Origin of the sequence: Pseudomonas sp. ADPe (genome assembly GCF_014843515.1) — a bacterium.
Classification (GTDB): Bacteria; Pseudomonadota; Gammaproteobacteria; order Pseudomonadales; family Pseudomonadaceae; genus Pseudomonas; species Pseudomonas citronellolis.
Window position 1 is genome coordinate 6,568,316 of sequence record NZ_CP062122.1, and the last position, 19,221, is coordinate 6,587,536.

General features: G+C 70.6%; 8 protein-coding genes (1 of these 8 running past the window's edge). 3 read left to right on the forward strand and 5 right to left on the reverse strand.

The window, feature by feature from the left end:
* The 3 genes from IG194_RS29545 to IG194_RS29555 form a co-directional block, all read left to right on the forward strand.
* Window positions 1–1,145 carry the 3' portion of a non-ribosomal peptide synthetase gene (locus tag IG194_RS29545; RefSeq protein WP_058489631.1) on the forward strand. The gene continues 17,446 nt to the left of window position 1, outside the view, so the window shows 1,145 of its 18,591 coding nt (coding positions 17,447–18,591); its start codon lies off the left edge, out of view; it ends in the stop codon at window positions 1,143–1,145.
* Entirely contained in the window at window positions 1,145–9,751 is an 8,607-nt protein-coding gene (locus IG194_RS33110; RefSeq protein WP_058489632.1) for a non-ribosomal peptide synthetase, read from the forward strand. Before IG194_RS29545 ends, IG194_RS33110 begins: the two co-directional genes overlap by 1 nt.
* Window positions 9,752–9,817: 66 nt before the next feature.
* Window positions 9,818–10,780 (forward strand): alpha/beta hydrolase, encoded by a 963-nt coding sequence (locus IG194_RS29555; RefSeq protein WP_043272771.1) that lies wholly within the window; start codon window positions 9,818–9,820, stop codon window positions 10,778–10,780.
* Between the two features lie 403 nt (window positions 10,781–11,183).
* Here IG194_RS29555 and IG194_RS29560 read toward each other — a convergent pair whose 3' ends face one another.
* The 5 genes from IG194_RS29560 to pvdM form a co-directional block, all read right to left on the reverse strand.
* Entirely contained in the window at window positions 11,184–13,640 is a 2,457-nt protein-coding gene (locus IG194_RS29560) for a TonB-dependent siderophore receptor (protein ID WP_082936765.1), read from the reverse strand.
* Window positions 13,641–13,849: 209 nt separating this feature from the next.
* Window positions 13,850–15,505 (reverse strand): cyclic peptide export ABC transporter, encoded by a 1,656-nt coding sequence (locus IG194_RS29565; RefSeq protein WP_058489633.1) that lies wholly within the window; start codon window positions 15,503–15,505, stop codon window positions 13,850–13,852.
* A gap of 116 nt (window positions 15,506–15,621) precedes the next feature.
* The gene (locus IG194_RS29570) at window positions 15,622–16,476 is read right to left on the reverse strand and encodes a formylglycine-generating enzyme family protein (protein WP_058489634.1); all 855 of its coding nucleotides are present in this window, start codon (window positions 16,474–16,476) and stop codon (window positions 15,622–15,624) included.
* Window positions 16,477–16,503: 27 nt separating this feature from the next.
* A complete protein-coding gene (gene pvdN, locus IG194_RS29575) occupies window positions 16,504–17,784 on the reverse strand; it encodes a pyoverdine-tailoring periplasmic protein PvdN (protein ID WP_058489635.1) in 1,281 nt (426 codons plus the stop codon).
* Window positions 17,785–17,803: 19 nt separating this feature from the next.
* On the reverse strand, window positions 17,804–19,150 hold the full coding sequence (gene pvdM, locus IG194_RS29580; RefSeq protein WP_058489636.1) for a pyoverdine-tailoring dipeptidase-like protein PvdM: 1,347 nt from the start codon (window positions 19,148–19,150) through the stop codon (window positions 17,804–17,806).
* Window positions 19,151–19,221: the final 71 nt, after the last annotated feature.

Sequence of the window (19,221 nt, forward strand, 5' to 3'; positions counted from 1 at the left end):
AGACCATCCGCGAGCAGGGCATCAGCACGCTGCATTTCGTGCCCTCCATGCTGCAGGCCTTCCTCCAGCATCCGCATGCCGGGCAGTGCGAGAGCCTGCGGCGCATTATCTGCAGCGGCGAGGCGCTGCCGCTGGAAGCCCAGCAGCAGGTGTTCGCCAGGCTGCCGGCGGCGGCCCTGTACAACCTCTACGGCCCCACCGAGGCGGCCATCGACGTCAGCCACTGGACCTGCCGCGAGCGCGCCGGCCACTCGGTGCCGATCGGCCAGCCCATCGCCAACCTCGGCTGCCACGTGCTCGACGCCGAACTGGAACTGGCGCCCGGCGGGGTGACCGGCGAGCTCTACCTGGGCGGCACCGGCCTGGCGCGCGGCTACCACCGCCGCCCGGCGCTGACCGCCGAGCGCTTCGTGCCCGACCCGCGCGGCAACGGTGAGCGCCTGTACCGCAGCGGCGACCTGGTGCGCTGCGGCGCCGACGGCGTGCTCGACTACCAGGGGCGCATCGACCACCAGGTGAAGATCCGCGGGCTGCGCATCGAACTGGGCGAGATCGAGGCGCGCCTGCAGCAACTGCCGGGCATCGCCGAGGCCGTGGTGCTGGCCCTGGACGGGCGCACCGGCAAGCAACTGGTGGCCTACCTGGTGCCGGACGAGCGGCGCTGGCTGGACGACCCGCAGCAGGCCGAGGCCGCGCGCCAGGCAGTGCGCCAGGCCCTGCGCGAGACGCTGCCGGAGTACATGGTGCCGGCGCACTTCTGCCTGCTGGAGCGCATGCCGCTGTCGCCCAACGGCAAGCTGGAGCGTAAATCGCTGCCGGCGCCGAACGTTCAACAGACACACCGGAACCACAGGGCGCCCGAGAGCGCGCTGGAGCAGGAACTGGCGGAGGTCTGGCGGGAAGTCCTGCAGGTCGATGAAGTGGGGCTGGACGACAACTTCTTCGACCTCGGCGGACACTCCCTGCTGGCCTCCCAGGTGATCGCCCGGCTGCAGCAGCAAGGCCGCAAGGTTCCCCTGAAATGGCTGTTCGAGGCCGCCGATCTCGACGCGTTCGCGCGCCAGGTGGCCACGTTGCAGTCCCCCGCGGCCGATGCCGACCTGGGGGAACTGGAAGCCTTCCTCGACGAGTTGGAGAACGTGTGATGGACAAGACCACCGCCTTGCGGATCGCCCAGCGCTTTGCCGGACTGGGCCCGCAGCAGCGCCGGCAGTTCCTGGACAAGATGCAGGCGCAGGGGGTGAGCTTCGAGCAACTGCCGATACCGCCGGGGGAGCCGGCGGCGGAGGGCGAGCCGCTGTCCTATGCGCAGCAGCGGCTGTGGTTCCTCTGGCAGCTGGAACCGCAGGGCAGCGCCTACAACATGCCCCTGGCGCTGCGCCTGCACGGGCCGCTGCAACTGCCCGCGCTGCGCTCGGCGTTCGCCGCGTTGCTGCAGCGCCATGCGGTGCTGCGCAGCGTGTTCCGCATGGGCGAGGCGGGGCCCCGGCAGGTGCTGCGCGAGGACGTCGCGGTGGACCTGGCCGTGCAGGCGGTGGCCGACGAGGCGCAGCTGCGCGCCGCCGTCGAACACGAGACCGCGCGGCCCTTCGACCTGCAGGAGGGGCCGCTGCTGCGCACCCGCCTGTTGCGCCTTGGGGAGCAGGAGCACGTCCTGGTCATCACCCAGCACCACATCGTCTCCGACGGCTGGTCGATGCGCCTGCTGGTGGACGAACTGCTGGAGAGCTACGCCGCCTTCGCCGCCGGCAGGCTGCCGGAGCTGGCCGAGCCGCCGATCCGCTACGCCGACTACGCGGCCTGGCAACGCCGCTGGATGGAGGCGGGGGAAGGGCAGCGGCAACTGGACTACTGGCGCGAACGCCTGGGCGAGGCCGGCCAGGCACTGGAGCTGCCGCTGGACCGCCCGCGGCCCCGCGAGTTGCAAGGCGAGGGGCGGCGCCTGGGCTTCCAACTGCCGGCGGAGCTGGTCCAGGCTCTGGAGCGCCTGGCGCGCGCCGAGGGCGCCACGCTGTTCGCCCTGTTGCTGGCCAGCTTCCAGGCGCTGCTCTACCGCTACAGCGGCCAGGAGGACATCCGCGTCGGCGTGCCGGTGGCCAACCGCAGCCGGGTGGAAGTCGAGGGCGTGCTCGGCTTCTTCGTCAACACCCTGGTGCTGCGCGCCCAGGTGCAGGGCTCGCTGGGCTTCCGCCAGTTGCTGGCCCAGGTGCGCGACAGCGTGGTGGGCGCCCAGGCCCACCAGGACCTGCCGTTCGAACAGGTGGTGGAGGCGCTGCAGGCCGAGCGCAGCCTGGAGCGCAACCCGCTGTTCCAGGTGATGTTCAACCACCAGCAGGCCGCGACCTCGCTCGCAGCGCCCGGCGCGGCCCCCGGCGGGCTGCGCCTGGAGATGCTCGAATGGGAGAACGTCAGCGCCCAGTTCGACCTCACCCTGAATACCGAGAGCACCACCGACGGCGGCCTGGCGGCCTCGCTGATCTACCCCCGCGAGCTGTTCGACGAGGCGACCATCGAACGCCTGGCCGGCGACTGGCAGCGCCTGCTGGAAGCGGCGGCCGCGGACCCGCAGGTGCGCATCGGCGAGTTGCCGCTGCTGGCCGCCGAGGAACGCCAGGCCACCTTGCAGCGCTGGAACGGCGGCCTTCGCGAATACCCGGTCGCCGATGGCCTGGCGACGATCGTCGCCGGCTGGGCGGCGCGCACCCCGGACGCGGTGGCGGCCAGCCTGGGCGAGGCGCGGCTGACCTACGCCGAGCTGAACGCCCGCGCCAACCGGCTGGCGCGCCACCTGGCGACGCTGGGGGTGACCGCGGAAGTGCGGGTGGGCATCGCCCTGCCGCGCACCCTGGACATGCTGGTGGCGCTGGTGGCCACGCTCAAGGCCGGCGGCGCCTACGTGCCGCTGGACCCGGACTACCCGGCAGAGCGCCTGGCCTACCTCGCCCAGGACAGCGGCATCGGCCTGGTGCTCGGCGACGCGGCGGCCGCGGCGCTGCCCTGGCCGGCCGGTATTCGCCTGCTGCGCCTGGACGAGCTGGAAGCGAGCCTGGCGCAATACTCCACGGACAACCTGCCGCCACGTTCCACGCCCGACAACCTGGCCTACGTCATCTACACCTCCGGCTCCACCGGCAAGCCGAAGGGCGCGCTGCTCAGCCAGCGCAACGTATTGCGCCTGTTCAGCGCCACTCGGGACTGGTTCGGCTTCGACGCCGGCGACGTCTGGACGATGTTCCACTCCTACGCCTTCGACTTTTCCGTCTGGGAAATCTTCGGCGCGCTGCTGCATGGCGGGCGTCTGGTGCTGGTGCCCTTCGAGACCAGCCGCTCGCCCGAGGAGTTCCTGGCCCTGCTGCGGCGCGAGCGCGTCAGCGTGCTCAACCAGACGCCGTCGGCGTTCCGCCAGTTGCTGCCGCTGGCCTGCGCCGGCGGCGACGACCTGGCGCTGCGCTACGTGGTGTTCGGCGGCGAGGCGCTGGAGATCGCCAGCCTGCGGCCCTGGTTCGAACGTTTCGGCGAGCGCCGCCCGCAACTGGTGAACATGTACGGCATCACCGAGACCACGGTGCACGTCACCTATCGCCCGCTCGGCCTGGCCGACCAGGAAGGCGGCGCCAGCAGCCCGATCGGCGAGATGATCCCGGACCTGGGCGGCTACGTGCTGGACGCCGACCTCAACCCGGTGCCGCGCGGCTGCATGGGCGAGCTGCACGTCGGCCATGCGGGCCTGGCGCGAGGCTACCACCAGCGCGCGGCGCTGACCGCCGAGCGCTTCGTGCCCAATCCCTTTGCCGGCGACGGCAGCCGCCTGTACCGCACCGGCGACCTGGCGCGCTACCGCGCCGATGGCGTGCTCGACTACATCGGGCGGATCGACCACCAGGTGAAGATCCGCGGCTTCCGCATCGAACTGGGCGAGATCGAGGCGCGCCTGCTCTGCCACCCGGCGCTGCGCGAAGCGGTGGTGCTGGCGCAGGACGCGACCCATGGCAAGCAACTGGCCGCCTACCTGGCCCCCCGGGATGCGAGCCTGGCGCAGGAGGGCGCCGAAGAAGCCCGCCAGGCCCTGCGCCAGGCATTGAAGGCCCACCTGCTGGAAACCCTGCCGGAATACATGGTACCGGCGCAGATGCACCTGTTGCCGGTATTGCCGTTGACCACCAACGGCAAGCTCGACCGCAAGGCCCTGCCCAGCATGGGCGGCGGCGAGCTGCGCCAGGCCTGGGCGGCCCCGCAGAACGAGGCGCAGGCGCGCCTGGCGCAGATCTGGGCCAGCGTGCTGGGCCTGGAGCAGGTGGGCCTGGACGACAACTTCTTCGAACTGGGCGGCGACTCGATCATTTCCATCCAGGTGGTCAGCCGCGCCCGCCAGGCCGGGCTGCACTTCACGCCCCGCGATCTGTTCAGGCACCAGAGCGTGCGCGCCCTGGCCGAGGTCGCCCAGGTTGGAACCGAAGCAGGACCGCGGGCGGCGGCCGAGGGCGAGCTGCCGCTGCTGCCGATCCAGCGCTGGTTCTTCGAGCTGCCGCTGCCCGTGGCCGCGCACTGGAACCAGTCGCTGCTGCTGCGCGCCGAATCCGCGCTGGACGGCCAGGCGCTGGAGCGCGCCCTGGCGGCCCTGGTGGAACAGCACGACGCCCTGCGCCTGGGCTTCGTGGCGCATCCCCAGTGGCATGGCGTCTACCGCGACGCGGCAAGCCAACGGCAGTTGCAGCGACAGGACCCGCTGCTGTGGCGCCGGCAGGCACGCGACGCCGCCGAGCTGGAAGCACTGTGCACGGCGGCCCAGGCCAGCCTGCGCCTGGACGGCCAGCTGCTGCGCGCGCTGCTGGTGGACATGGCCGACGGCAGCCAGCGCCTGCTGCTGGCCATCCACCACCTGCTGGTGGATGGCGTGTCCTGGCGCATCCTGCTGGAAGACCTGCAGGGGCTCTACCAGCAGCAACTGGAGGGCCAGCCGGCGCAGCTGCCGCCGCGCACCAGCTCCCTGCAGGACTGGCACGCCGCCCTGCAAGGCTATGCCAGCGGCGCCGCCCGCGAGCAACTGGACTACTGGCGCGCCCAGCTCGATGGCGCCCCTGCAGGGCTGCCCGGCGTGCCCGCCGAACTTCCGCCCGGCGCCCTCGACGGCCGCCTGGCCGCCAGTGCCTGTACGCGGCTGGACGCCGAGGCGACCCGCCAATTGCTGCAGGACGCCCCCGGCGCCTATCGCACCCAGGTCAACGACCTGCTGCTGTGCGCCCTGGCGCGGGTGGTCACGCGCTGGAGCGGCGAGCCGTGCATGCTGGTGCAACTTGAAGGGCATGGCCGCGAGGACCTGTTCGACGGCATCGACCTGACCCGCAGCCTTGGCTGGTTCACCAGCCTGTTCCCGCTGTGTCTGAGCGTGCCCGCCGAGCCCGGCGCGGCCATCCGCGCGGTGCGCGACCAATTGCGCGCGGTGCCGGACAAGGGCCTGGGCTTCGGCGCGCTGCGCTACCTGGGCGATGCCCGCGCGCAGGCCGAGCTGGCCGCGCTGCCGGCGCCGCGCATCACCTTCAACTACCTCGGCCAACTCGACCGCAGCCTCGCCGCCCAGGGTCCGCTGCAGCCGGCCGGCGAATCGCCCGGCGCCGAGCGCGCCGAAGGTTCGCCGCTGGACAACTGGCTGGCGATCAACGGCCAGGTGTACGGCGGCGAGCTGCACCTGTACTGGACCTACAGCAGCGCGCTGTTCGACGCCGGCGTGGTGGAGGGCCTGGCCGCGGCCCTGGAGGACGAACTGCGCGCCCTGCTAGAGCATTGCCTGGGCGCCCGCGGCCAGGCGCGCCCGGAGGACTTCCCCCTGGCCGGCCTCGACCAGGCCGCGCTGGACGCCCTGCCGCTGGAGCTGGCACGGGTGGAGGACATCTACCCGCTGTCGCCGATGCAGAAGGGCATGCTCTTCCACAGCCTCGAAGACAGCGAGCCGGGGCTGTACGTCAACCAGTTGAGCCTCCGCGTCGACGGCCTCGACCCGGCGCGCTTCGCCGCCTGCTGGCAGCAGGCCTGCGCGCGCCACGCGATACTGCGCAGCGGTTTCCTCTGGCAGGCGGGGCTCCGGGAGCCCCTGCAGTTCGTGCTGCGCCAGGCGCCGGTGCCGATCCGCGAGGTGGACTGCCGCGCCGCGGCGGACGCTGCGGCACAGGTGGCCGAGCTGGCGGCGCAGGACTGCGCCCAGGGCTTCGATTTCGCCGCGCCGCCGCTGCAGCGCATCACCCTGGCGCGGTTGGAGGACGATGCCTGGCAGCTGATCTGGACCAGCCACCACATCCTGCTGGACGGCTGGAGCAGCTCGCAGCTGGTCGGCGAGGTGCTCGGGCTGTATGCCGGCGAGACGCTGCCGGCGCCGCGGGGGCGCTATGCCGACTACATCGGCTGGCTGCAGCGGCTCGACGCCGGGCAGCTGCAGCGCTTCTGGCGCGAACGCCTGGCGCAGCTGGACGAACCCTGCTACCTGGCGCCCGGCATGGCGCCGCGGCCCGAAGGCGGGCGCAGCGGCCATGCGGCCATCTACTCCACCTTCGATGTGCCGACCACGCGCCGCCTGCAGGCCTTCGCCCAGGCCCAGCGGGTGACGGCCAACACCCTGGTGCAGGCGGCCTGGCTGTTGCTGCTGCAGCGCCACACCGGCCAGGCCAGCGTGGCCTTCGGCGCCACCGTGGCCGGGCGCCCGGCGGCGCTGCCCGGCGCGGAGAACCTGCTGGGGCTGTTCATCAATACGGTGCCGGTGATCCAGCGCATCGAGCCGACGCAGCGGGTGGGCGACTGGCTGCGGCAACTGCAGCACTACAACGTCGAGGCCCGCGAGCACGAGCAGGCGCCCTTGCACGACATCCAGCGCTGGGCCGGGCAGGGCGGGCAACCGCTGTTCGACAGCCTGGTGGTGTTCGAGAACTACCCGCTGGACCGCCGCCTGCAGGAGGCCGCCGGCGGCGGGCTGCGCTTCGGCGAGTCGAACATGCGCGACGTCACGCACTTCCCCATGGACCTGGCGGTGCACCTGGGCGAGACCCTCAGCATCGAATTCCTCTACCTGCGCCAGTCGTTCGCCGACGCAGGCGTTCTGGCCATCCGCCGGCATTTCGAGCACCTGCTGCTGGCCCTGCTGGAGGATGCCGGGCGCGCCCTGGGTTGCCTCGGCCTGGAGCCGCCGACCGGCATCCGCGCCTTGCCGCAGGAGACGCCGGCCGCGCTGCTGCCACAGCGCATCGGCGACTGGGCGGCGCGCCAGCCGCAGGCCACCGCGCTGGTCTGCGCCGGCCAGCGCATGAGCTACGCCGAACTGGACCGCCGCTCCAGCCAGCTGGCGCACTGGTTGCGCGCCCAGGGCATCGGCCCCGAGGCGCGGGTGGGGGTGGCGCTGGAGCGCTCCTGCGAACTGCTGGTGAGCCTGCTGGCGGTGCTCAAGGCCGGCGCGGCCTACGTGCCGCTGGACCTCGGCTACCCGGCCGAGCGCCTGGCCTTCCTGGTACGCGACTCGGCCATGGCGCTGCTGCTGACGCGCCAGGCCCTGGGCGAACGGCTCGGCCTGCCCGAGGGGCTGGCCCGCGCCGACCTGGACGCGTTGCAGGCGGAGCTCGACGCGCTGCCGGCGCGGGCGCCGGCCGTCCAGCTGCACGAGGACAACCTGGCCTACCTGATCTACACCTCCGGCTCCACCGGCACGCCCAAGGGCGTGGCCGTGGCCCACGGCCCCATCGCCCGGCACTGCCGCGCCATCGGCGCGCTGTACGAGCTGGACGAGCGGACCTGCGAGCTGCATTTCCTCTCCTTCGCCTTCGACGGCGCCCACGAACGCTGGCTCAGCGTGCTCGGCCACGGCGGCAGCCTGCTGCTGCGCGACGAGGAGCTGTGGACTCCCGCGCAGACCCTGGAGGCCATGCGCGAACACCGGGTGGACGTGGCCTGCTTCCCGCCGGCCTACCTGCTGCAACTGGCCGAGGAGGCCGAGCGCCAGGGCTGGGCGCCGCCGGTGGGCACCTACTGCTTCGGCGGCGACGCCGTCGCCGAGGCCAGCTTCGAACGGGCCAAGCGCGCCCTGCGGCCGCGGCGCCTGGTGAACGGCTATGGCCCGACCGAGACGGTGGTCACGCCGCTGTTATGGCGCGCCGACGGCGACGCCCATTGCGACGCCGCCTACGCCCCCATCGGCAGGGGCGTGGGCCCGCGCCGCCTGCGCCTGCTGGATGGCGACCTGAACGCGCTGCCCGCCGGCGTGGCCGGCGAGCTGTATCTCGGCGGCGCTTACCTGGCGCGCGGCTACCTCGGCCGTCCCGCCCTCACCGCCGAGCGCTTCGTCCCCGACCCCTTCGGCAACGGCGAGCGCCTGTACCGCAGCGGCGACCTGGTGCGCGAGCGCGACGACGGCCTGCACGACTACCTCGGCCGCCTCGACCACCAGGTGAAGATCCGCGGCTTCCGCATCGAGCTGGGCGAGATCGAAGCCGCCCTGCGCGCCCTGGAGACGGTGCGCGACGCCGCGGTGATCGCCCGCGACGGCGAGCAGGGCCGGCAACTGCTGGGCTACGCGGTGGCCCCCGCGGGCAGCGAGGCCGGGTTGCTGGCGGCGCTGCGCCAGCGCCTGCCGGAGTACATGCTGCCGGCGCGCCTGCTGTGCCTGGAGCGCCTGCCGCTGCTGCCCAACGGCAAGCTCGATCGCCAGGCCCTGCCGGCGCCGGAGGCGGCCAGCGAGCGCGCCTACCTGGCCCCGCGCAACGACCGGGAGCGCCGCCTGGCGGCCATCTGGGCGGAAATCCTGGGCGTCGAGCGGGTAGGCTTGGACGACAACTTCTTCGAGCTGGGCGGTGATTCGCTGCAGGCGCTCAAGGTCATCGCCAGGGTCCGCCAGGCGCCGGAGCTGGGCCTGGAGCTGCGCCTGCGCGACCTGATGCAGAAACCCAGCATCGGCGCCCTCTGCGGCCAGGCCCGGGAACAGGACCTGAACCCGCTGCTGGCGCTCAACGGCGCCGGCGCCGAGGCGACTCTGTTCTGCCTGCATGCGGGCTTCGGCACCGTGTTCGACTACGAGCCCCTGGCCCGCGCACTGGAGGGCAGCCACCCGGTGCAGGCGGTGCAGTGCCGCATGCTGCTGAGCGGCGAGTGGACGGACGATTCGCTGGAGGGCATGGCCATCGACTACGCCCAGTACATTCGCCAGCAGCAGCCCCGGGCCCCGTATCACCTGTTCGGCTGGTCGCTGGGCGGCACCCTGGCGACGCTGGTGGCCGCGGAGCTGGAGCGCCAGGGCCAGGAAGTGGCCTTCCTCGGCCTGCTCGACAGCTACGTGCCGGGCGAGGAGGGCGTGGCCGACGGCAGCTGGGAGGACGACCTCGAGGCCTTCCTCGGCGTGGTCCTGGGCCTGCCGCCGGGGGCGGCGGAGGACGAAGCGCCGAGCGCCGCGCCGCAAGCCGCCGAGGTGGCGCGGCGGACGGCCGCGGCCCTGGCTCGCGCCAATGGCGACAGCGCCTACGCGGCCCTGGGGGCGGACGAGCTGGCGCGAGTCTTCCTCGTCGCCTGGCGGCTGAAGCAGTTGTCCCTGGCGCTGCCGTCGCTGCCGGCCACCCGCGTCGCCGCGCACTGCTGGTGGGCCGCGCAGCGCCAAATACCGCTGCTGCCGGGGCGCCAGGCGCTGCACGAGGCGATCGACGCCGGCCACTTCGAGCTGCCGCGCCACCCGCGCTTCATCGCCGCCCTGCGCCAGGCGCTGGCGAGCCGCACGGCGCTGGCCTGAAACCTTCCCCAACGCGCCGGCCAGGGTACCTCCTGGCTGGCGCCGGTCTTCCTGCGGAGTGATTGCATGTCCCTACATCCGGATCTCGAGGCCTTTCTCGAGCTGGTCGAACTGGGCCGCCTGAGCGGCAAGAGCCAGGCCTTCCAGGACCTCGGCGCAGAACGCGCTCGGCGCGATTTCGAGGCGGCCTCGCTGTCGCTCGACAGCCCCGTCGCCGCCGGCCTGGAGGTCGAGCGGCTGAACTACCCCAGCCGCGACGGCCAGGAACTCGCGGCCCGTCTCTACCGGCGCAGCGGTGCGCCACGCCCGGCGCCGGTGCTGCTGTACCTGCACGGCGGCGGCTACGTGGTCGGCAGCCTGGACTCCCACGACGCCCTCTGCCGGCGTCTGGCACTGGCGAGCCGCTGCGCGGTGCTGGCGGTGGATTACCGCCTGGCGCCGGCCTGGCGCTTCCCCACGGCGCTGGAGGACGTGGCGGACGCCCTGGTCTGGCTGCGCGAGCAGGGCGCGACCCTGGGCCTGGACCCCGCGCGGGTGGCCTTCGGCGGCGACAGCGTGGGTGCCAGCCTGGCCCTGGTGCTGGCTTTGCAGGCCGCCGCCGCGCCCGAAACCGCGGCGCTGCGACCGCGCGCGCTGCTGCTGGCCTACCCGGTGGCCGACGCCAGCCGCCAGCGCCCCTCGCACCAGCGCTACGCCAGCGGCTATCTGCTGGAGAGCGCGACCCTGGAATGGTTCTACGACAGCTACGCGCGCAACCCGCAGGACCGCCTCGACTGGCGCTTCTCGCCACTGCTGGCGCCGAGCCTGGACGGCCTGCCGCCGGTCCACCTGGCGCTGGCCGGCCACGACCCGCTGTACGACGAAGGCCTGGCGCTGGCCGAGCGCCTGCGCGAAGCAGGCAACGACCTCACCCTGGACCTGCGCCCGGACCTGACCCACGACTTCATGCGCATGCACGGGCTGGTGGGAGAGGTGGCCGCCATCCATGCCAGCCAGGCTGCCTGGCTGGATCGTTGGCTGGTGGGGTGAGCGTTTTGCCGGTTGCTTCCCTCACCCCAGCCCTCTCCCGGAGGGAGAGGGCCGTTCGGAGCGGGTGGTGAGTCCAATCGCGGACAGAGTCCGCTCCTACGCCCCCGGCAAACACAACCCGTAGGATGGCGTTGAGCGAAGCGAAACCCATCACCGTGGCCGCATGGGTTTCGCCAAGGCTCAACCCATCCTACGGAAAGCGCCTCGGCGCAGCCGGCAAGACAGTCCGCAACCCTCAGCCCAGCCCTCTCCCTGAAGGGACAGGCGGTGAGTCCGGAGTCATCCTGCGTAGGATGGGTTGAGCGAAGCGATACCCATCATCACCTGTCGCGCAGACACGAAAACGCCGTTTCCCCGCGAAGGGAAACGGCGTTGTCGTTCAGGCCGACGGCCTGCGGTTCGCTCAGAAGTCCCAGCGGGTGGTGAGCATCAGGTTGCGCGGCTCGCCGTAGTAGCCGGTGTTGTAGAACCCGATGTTGCTGAAGTACTTCTTGTCGAACACATTGTTCAGGTTGAGCGTGGCCGACAGGTTGTCGGTGACCTGGTAGCGCGTCATCAGGTCCACCAGCCAGTAGCTGCCCTGGGTGTATTTCACCGTTTCGTAGTTCTGGTCGCTGACGTTCGTCCAGATCTTGCTCTGGTAGCTGGCGCCGCCGCCGACGGTGAATTGGTTCAGCTCGCCCGGCAGCTGGTAGGTGGTGTACAGGCGGAACAGCTGGTCCGGGTTGAGGGTGCGGATGCGGTGGCCATCCTTGTCGCGGCTGACCGCGTGGGTGTAGCCGGCCTGCAGCTGCCAGCCCGGCAGGAGCTCGCCGGAAACCTCCGCCTCGAAGCCGCGGGTCTTGGTGCCGTCGACGCTTTCGTAGGCGATGCCGCCGGAAGGGGTGACGTCGCTGGTCTCGACTGCGAGGTTGTCCTGCTGCGACTCGAACACCGCGAAGCTGGCGTTGAGCAGGCCGTCGTAGAACTCGCCCTTCACGCCCAGCTCGTAGCTCTTGCCTTCTTCGGGCTCCAGCGGCTTGTCGTTGATGTCGCGCAGTTGCTGCGGCTGGAAGATGCCCGTGTAGCTGGCGTACACCGAGTAGTTGTCGTTCAGGTCGTACACAGCGCCGAGATAGGGCACCACCACGCCGCTCTTGCGGGTGCTCTGCGGGGTGACGTAGTAGCCGTACTGGCTGTCGGAGATCTGCTCGGCGCTGTCGTGGTAGTCGGCCACGCGGGCGCCGGCGATCAGCGCCAGGTCGTCGGTCGGCTTCAGGCGCACGGTGCCGTAGTAGCCGGACTGGTGCAGCTGCGAGTAGTTCTTCAGGTTGGCCTTGGAGCCCCAGTCCGGCTCGGGGAACTTGCCGTTCCAGGTGAAGATGTTGGGGATGCTGGGGTCGTAGGGGGTGGGGTAGTCCCAGTAGCCGTTGCCCTTGGTCACCGAGCGCGAGGCGTTGTAGCCGAACACCGCCTCGTGCTCGCGGCCGAACAGTTCGAAGGGGCCGGAGGCGTACATGTCCACCGAGTCGCGGCGGGTGTCGCCGGTGTACTTGCCGTGGAAGAGGATGCCGCCTTCGCCGGTGACCGGGTCCGGGTAGCCGCCGCCGGCGGAGCCCAGTGGGGCGTGGTAGCCGCTTTCCTGGTGGTTCAGGTGCAGCTTGAGCGTCCAGTTGTTCTCCAGCGTGTGCTCGAGGGTGGCGAAGACCGTGCGGTTGTACTGCTCCCAGGAACTCCAGTTGGCGCCGGGGTTGAAGGATCGCGGGAAGTCGGTCTTGGAACCGTCGGAGTAGAACAGCGGCACCCCGGCCCAGTTGGAGGCGGTGGGGGTGGTGTCCTGGTAGTCCATGCCGATGCTGAACAGGGTACTCGGCGTCAGGTCGGCTTCGAGGATGCCGTAGTAGGTGGAGTTCTTCTGCTCGTAACGGTCCATGTAGGAGTTCTTGTCCTGGTAGGCCGTGACGAAGCGTCCGCGGATGTTGCCTTCGTCGGTCAGCGGGCCGCCGACGTCCAGCTCGCCGCGGTAGTTGTCCCAGGAGCCGGCGCCCAGCGACACGTGGCCGGCGAAGCTGCGGGTCGGGCGCTTGCGGATCAGGTTCAGGGCCGCGCCGGGCTGGCCGCTGCCGGTGAGCAGGCCGGTGGCGCCCTTGATCACCTCGATGCGGTCGTAGATGGCCATGTCGCTGAGGGTCTTGCCGTCGGCATAGGCGGTATCCAGGTAGGAGGGGATGCCGTCGTACTGGAAGTTGGTGATCTGCGAGCCGCGCGCCCAGTAGGCGCTGCGCTCGCTGTCGAGCTTCTGCACGGTGACGCCCGGGGTGTGCTTCATGACGTCGTCGATGCTGTTGAGGCCGAAGTCGTCCATCTGCTGGCGGCTCATCACGGTGACCGTCTGCGGGGTTTCCCGCGGCGTCAGCGGCAGCTTGGTGATGCTCGACACCAGGCCGGTGGTGTAGGAGCCGGTGCCGTCGGTGGTGGCGCCCAGCCCGCGGCCCTCGATGGTCACCGCGCCCATCTGCAGGAGGTCGGAGGTGACCGCGCTGAGGGTGATGGTATTGCCTTCGCGGTGATAGGAGATGCCGCTGCCCTGCAGCAGCGTGTCCAGCGCTTCCTCGGGCTCCAGCGAGCCGCTGACTCCCCTGGACTTCACGCCCTTGACCACGTCCGGGCTGTAGAGGACTTCCAGGCCGGCCTGCTTGCCGAACTCGCGCAGGGCGCTGGCCAGCGACTGGGCGGGAATGTCCAGCTTCACCGGCTCGGCGTGGGCCACGCCGGCGCTCAGCAGGGCGGCGAGCAGGGCGCCGGGCAACAGCCGGCGCTGAGGGGCAACGGGGTGGATGGCCTTGGCCAGCCGGCTTCGGCTGATGCGGGGGCGGGACATGGGGGGATGGACTCCTTATGGTGGATGCAGAATCTATATGCTGATGAGAAGCATTATTTTTATGAAGATGCAGTTGCTCTGATGGCATTCGCCCTGATAACGAACCAGGCGCAGCGGAATTTAGAAAAAAGTGGCGCTCTGCTATCGTCTGCCTCGGGCGCCGCCTTGGCGCCCGAGGCATCCGGCCGGGGAGGGCTGTGGCCCGGCCCTCAGGCCAGGGCCCGCTCGCTGACCAGTTGCCCCTGCTCCATGCGCACCAACTGGTCGGCAACGTCGAAATAGCGGTCGTCGTGGGAGATGACGATGAGTGTCCGGCCCTGGCGCTTCAGGTCGGGCAGCAGCTCGGTGTAGAAGATGCGGCGGAAGGTCGGGTCCTGGTCGGCGGCCCATTCGTCGAACACCAGGATCGGACGCTGGTCCAGCCAGGCGTGTACCAGGGCCAGGCGCTTGCGCTGGCCGGTGGAGAGGTCGGTGGTGGTGAAGGCGCCGTCGGCCACCCCGACCTTGTGTGCGATCTCCAGGCGCTCCAGGTAGCGCGCGGCTTCGGCGGGTATGTCGCGCTGCCCGTCCATCAGCTCCTCGAAAAGGAAGAAGTCGGCGAAAATGGTGGTGAACAGTTGCCGGTAATCGTCGCGGCTGCTGGCCTCGACGACCTTGCCGTTGACCAGCACCTCGCCGCTGTGGGGCGTGTACAGGCCCAGCAGCAGCTTGATCAGGGTGGTCTTGCCGCCGCCGTTCTCGCCGACCACGAAGAGCAGCTCGCCGGCCTCGATCTTCAGGTTCAGCGGGCCCATGACGAAGGGCGGGGCGTCGCCCACCGCCGGGTAGGCGTAGCGCACGTCGCGCAGCTCCAGGGTGCGCAGGGGCTCCATGGCCGGCTCCCGCGCGTCGCCCTCCAGCAGCAGGTAGGGCTCGGGGTTGGAGAAGCGCTCGTTGAGCTCGGCGATGCGGCGCAGGGCGATGCGGTTGCGGCCGAGCAGCGGCAGCAGGCCGAGCACGCTTTCCAGCGGGCCCTTCATGAACAGCAGGGTCATGATGAAGCCGCTGAGCACGCTGCGATCGCTGGTCGGCCACCAGGTCTGCACGGCGAGGGTGGCGCCTATCACCACGAAGAACAGCAGCGAGCCGAAGGTGCTGGCGGCGAGGAAGATGTTCACCGAGCGTACCTGCAGGCGGCAGATGTTGTCGGCGGTCTCGCCCAGCTGGTGGCGGTGCAGGCGTTGCCGGCGCGGGCGGTGGATGCGCAGTTCCTTGGCGCCCTCGGCCATGCCCCGGTAGTGCTTCTGCAGCAGGTCTTCCTGTTCTCGCGCCTGTTCGAAGCCGGCCAGGCCGCGGCCGCGGGCGATGTACTGGGCGATGGTGCCGAGGACCACGGCGCCGGCGGCGACGAGGAACATCGGCAGGGACAGGGTCGCCAGGTAGCCAAGGCACCCTAGGGTGACGGTCAGCGAGATGATCAGCTGCGGCAGGCCGAAGGCCAGGTCGCTGACGGTGTCGATGTCGTGGGTCAGCACCGGGATCAGGCGGTGGCTGCGGTAGCGTTCGAGTTGCTCGATGGGCGCCGAGAGCACCCGCCCGCCGAGGTCCTTGCGCAGCCGCGCGATCACCTTCTGGCCGACGTAGTTGGTGCCGACGTTCGACAGGATCGAGCTGAGCAGGGCCAGGGCGCAGATGGCGGCGAAGGCGAACATCATGCCCTGGGTCATGCCGCCCTCGGCGTTCAGCACGCGATTGATGGCGGTGAGCAGGGCGGTGATGCTGATGCCGCCGACCACGCCCAGGGCGATGGACAGGGCGAGGGTCGCCCAGAAGGGCTTGAGGATACCCAGGAGTTCCCGGGTGGCGCTGCGCTGCGTTGCGGACATGGGGTTACCTCGGCGCGTCGGGGCGCGACGCACGGGATGCGAAGGTTGAAGTGGCGCCCACCCCGGTAACGAGCGCGGGCGCGGGAAAATTAGCCGGTCGGCCGCCGAGGCCGCGCTCAGAGTTCGCGGGCGACGCGGAAACCTATCCAGTCGCCGCGGTCGCTCTTGTACGCATTGTTGCGGTTGCCCGAGCGGGAGAAGATCGGCGCCTCGCCCCAGTCGTTGCCGCGGATCTGCACCAGCTTGCAGTCGCTGTCGATCCAGGCGCTGCCGTCGCTGGGGGCGCCGTCGTAGTTGTCGTGCCAGCAGTCGGCGACCCATTCGTAGACGTTGCCGTGCATGTCGTACACGCCGAAGGCGTTGGGCGGGAAGCTGCCCGCCGGCGAGGTGAAGTTGTAGCCGTCGGCGGCGCCGTAGGTGTTGGCGTGCTTGGCGATGCTGTAGTCCTTGCCTTCGTCGAAGGGGAACGGGAAGGGCCCGGCGCTGCCGGCGCGGGCGGCATATTCGCGTTCGGCTTCGCTGATCATCCGGTAATGCTGGCCGGTCTTCTTCGACAGCCAGGCCGCGTAGCGCTTCACGTCCTCGTAATCGACGCACACCGCCGGCTGGCGCGGGCCCTGCTTGTAGCGCGGCTTGCCGGCGATGCATTCGCGGCCGGGGCGGGTGTCGCCGTTGGCCAGGCGCACGCCTGTGGCCTTCAGGTAGGCGTCCAGCTCGGCGGCGGTGACCTGGTAGCGGCTGATGGCGAAGGGGTGGGCGAAGGTGACGCTGTGCAATGGGCCTTCGTCCGGCTGGCGGCCCGTCTCGTCGTCCGGGGTGCCCATGGTGAAGCTGCCGGCGGGCAGCACCACCATCTCGGGGCAGTCCTTGCAGTCCTTGAACACGGCGCCCGGCTTGTGCGCCTCGGCGGCGAAAGCGGTGGGGGCGGCCAGGAGCAGGGTGGCCAGGGCCAGGGGCGGTAATGCGTGCATGGCGGTTCTCGTGAAGTGGGAAGCAGGTCAGGCGAGCTGCGGGGCGAGGATGTCCAGCACCCGGTCGATCTGCGCCTCGTCGTTGAGCAGGCTGGGTGCCAGGCGCACCACCGGGCCGACGTCGCGGTCCACGGCGTCGCTGATCACCTTGTGCGCCATCAGGTGCCGGGCCACGGCGTCGCAGTCGCGGCCGTCGACGCGGAAGAAGGTGAAGCCGGAGGAGAGTTCCGGACTGGTCGGCGTGACCAGGCGCACTTTCGTGTGCTCGGCCAGGCGCTGCTTGAGGTAGCCGTTGAGCTGGTGGATGCGCGCCTGGACGTCGGCCTTGCCCAGCTGCAGGTGCAGCTCGAAGGCCTTGCCCAGCGCCAGGCGGTGCTCGAAGGCGTGGTAGCCGCCGGGGGTCATCAGGGTGCCGAAGCTGTCGGCGCGGGTGAAGGTGGGGATGCTCGGCACCAGATGGTCCTGCAACTGCTCCTCGCGGGCGATGATGACGCCGGTGCCGCGCGGGCCGAACAGCCACTTGTGGGTGCCGGCGATGAAGTAGTCGCAGCCGAAGTCGGCGAAGTTCGCGTCTTCCACGCCGAAGCCGTGCACGCCGTCGACCACGTAGATGATCCAGTCGGCGGCGTCGCGGTTGCGGTTGGCCTCGGCCACCAGTTGGCCGATCTCGCGCACCGGCAGCTTCACGCCACTGCCCGACTGCACCCAGGTCATGCCCAGCACCCGGGTTTCGGGGCGGATGTTGCGGTGGATATTGGCGAGGATTTCGTCGGCCGAGGTCCGGTGCGGGTCCTTGAACAGGGGAAATTCGCGTACCTGTGTGCCCATGCGCTTGTGGCGGTATTCCAGGGTGGTGTAGGTGGAATAGTGTTCGTGGCTGGAGGTGAGGATTTCCTTGCCCGGCGCCACCAGCAGGCCGCCGTAGATGGCCGCGAGGCCGTCGGTGGTGCTGCCGGTGAGGGCCACCTGCGCCGGCTTGACGCCGAAGTAGCGGCCGGCCCAGGCGCGCGCCTCGTCCTCGTATTTCCAGACCTCCTCGCGGTCCCAGTCCACCGCCTCGCCGGGGTTGGCGTTGAAGCGTGCGCGCAGCGCGTCTATGGCCTGCTGCACCGGGCGCGGGTGCGAGGTCAGCAGGAAGTTGGCGAAGTGCAGGTAGTCCGGATCGAGGTCGAATTGCCGGCGCAAGGCCTGCCACTTGTCCGCGCCGGCCGGCGCGGTGGCGGCCAGGGCCAGGTCGGATGTCTGCAGCAGGGGCAGGCTGGCGGCGAGCAGCCCGGCCTGCTTGAGGAAGGTACGGCGGTCGTTCATGGAATGTCCTTGGCGCGGTTCAGCGGGTGGCGACGGGCGGCTTGGCGCGCTTCTGCACCTCGCCCCATACGCGCAGGAAGTTGCCGCCCCAGAGCTTGGCGATGTCGGCGTCGGAGTAGCCGCGGGTGATCAGCTCGGCGGTGACGTTGCGGATTTCGCTCTCGTCCTTCCAGCCGTCCAGGCCGCCGCCGTCGTTGAAGTCGGAGCTGATGCCGACGTGGTCGATGCCGACCTTCTTCACCGTGTAGTCGATGGCGTTGACGAAGTCCGCCAGGCCGGCCTTGGGCTCCTCGTCGAGGATGCCGTAGAGGCTGCTGGCGTATTCGCCGAACTTCTTCTCCGGCCAGATGGCGATCACCGGGTCGCCGGGCATCAGCGCGTAGTCCAGGCCGGCCAGCGGCGGCAGGTCGAAGCGCGCGCGCAGGGCGTCGAGCTTCTCCAGGGTGGGCTTGCTCAGCGGGCGCAGATAGGCCGGGAAGCCGACCACCTGGATGACCCCGCCGCTGTCCTTGATCAGCTGCATCTCGTGGTCGCTGAGGTTGCGGCGGATGTCCACCAGCGCGCGCGGCGCCGAATGCGAGGCGACGATGGGCGCGCGGCTCAAGACGGCGACCTGCTCCAGGGCCTTGGTCGACATCTGCGAGACGTCGATGATCACCCCCAGGTCATTGAGCCGTTGCACCGCCTGCTTGCCCAGGGGCGAGAGGCCGCCCAGGGCGTCGGCCGAATCGTTGAAGAAGGGCAGGGGGCGGGAGGAATCGGACCAGCTGTTGTTGCCCACGTAGTTGAAGCCGAACATGCGCACGCCACGGGCGGCCCACAGGTCCAGCTGGGACAGGTCGTCGCCCAGCGGGTAGGCGTTGAGCATGCTCATGACGATGGCGAACTTGCCTTCCATGGCCAGGCGGCGGAAGTCCTCCGGCGTGTAGGCGATGCCCACCCGCTCGGGAAAGTCGCGGACCATGCCGGTGAGAATCCTGTAGCGGATTTCCTGCTGGTGCCGCGCCTCGTCGACGAAGCCCGGCGTGGGCTTGTGCGGGGCGTCGGGGCCGCTCCACATCTCCGGCCAGCCGAAGATCGCCAGGGCCGCGCCGGACAGGCGGCCACGCCCGGCCTTGACCAGGTCCAGCTGCGAGGGGCCGTCGCGGTCGGCCTCGTGGCCCTCGGTGCCGAAGTCCAGGGGCACGGTCACCCGGCTGTCGAAGGACAGGATGCGCTCGTGCAGCGCCTCGGCGTGGGCCATCACCTCGCGCGGGTAGGGCTGGGCGCGGGCCAGCAGCAGCCAGGCCGCGGCGCCCGCCACGAGGGCCAGTACGAGCAGGGGCAGGGTGAGCCAGAGGATCTTTTTCGTGCGGGTGCTAGTCATTGCCGTCCCAGTCAGCGTTGGAGTCGGATGGCAGCCCGGGGCAGGGCATCGCCTGTGGGGGAGGACGAGGC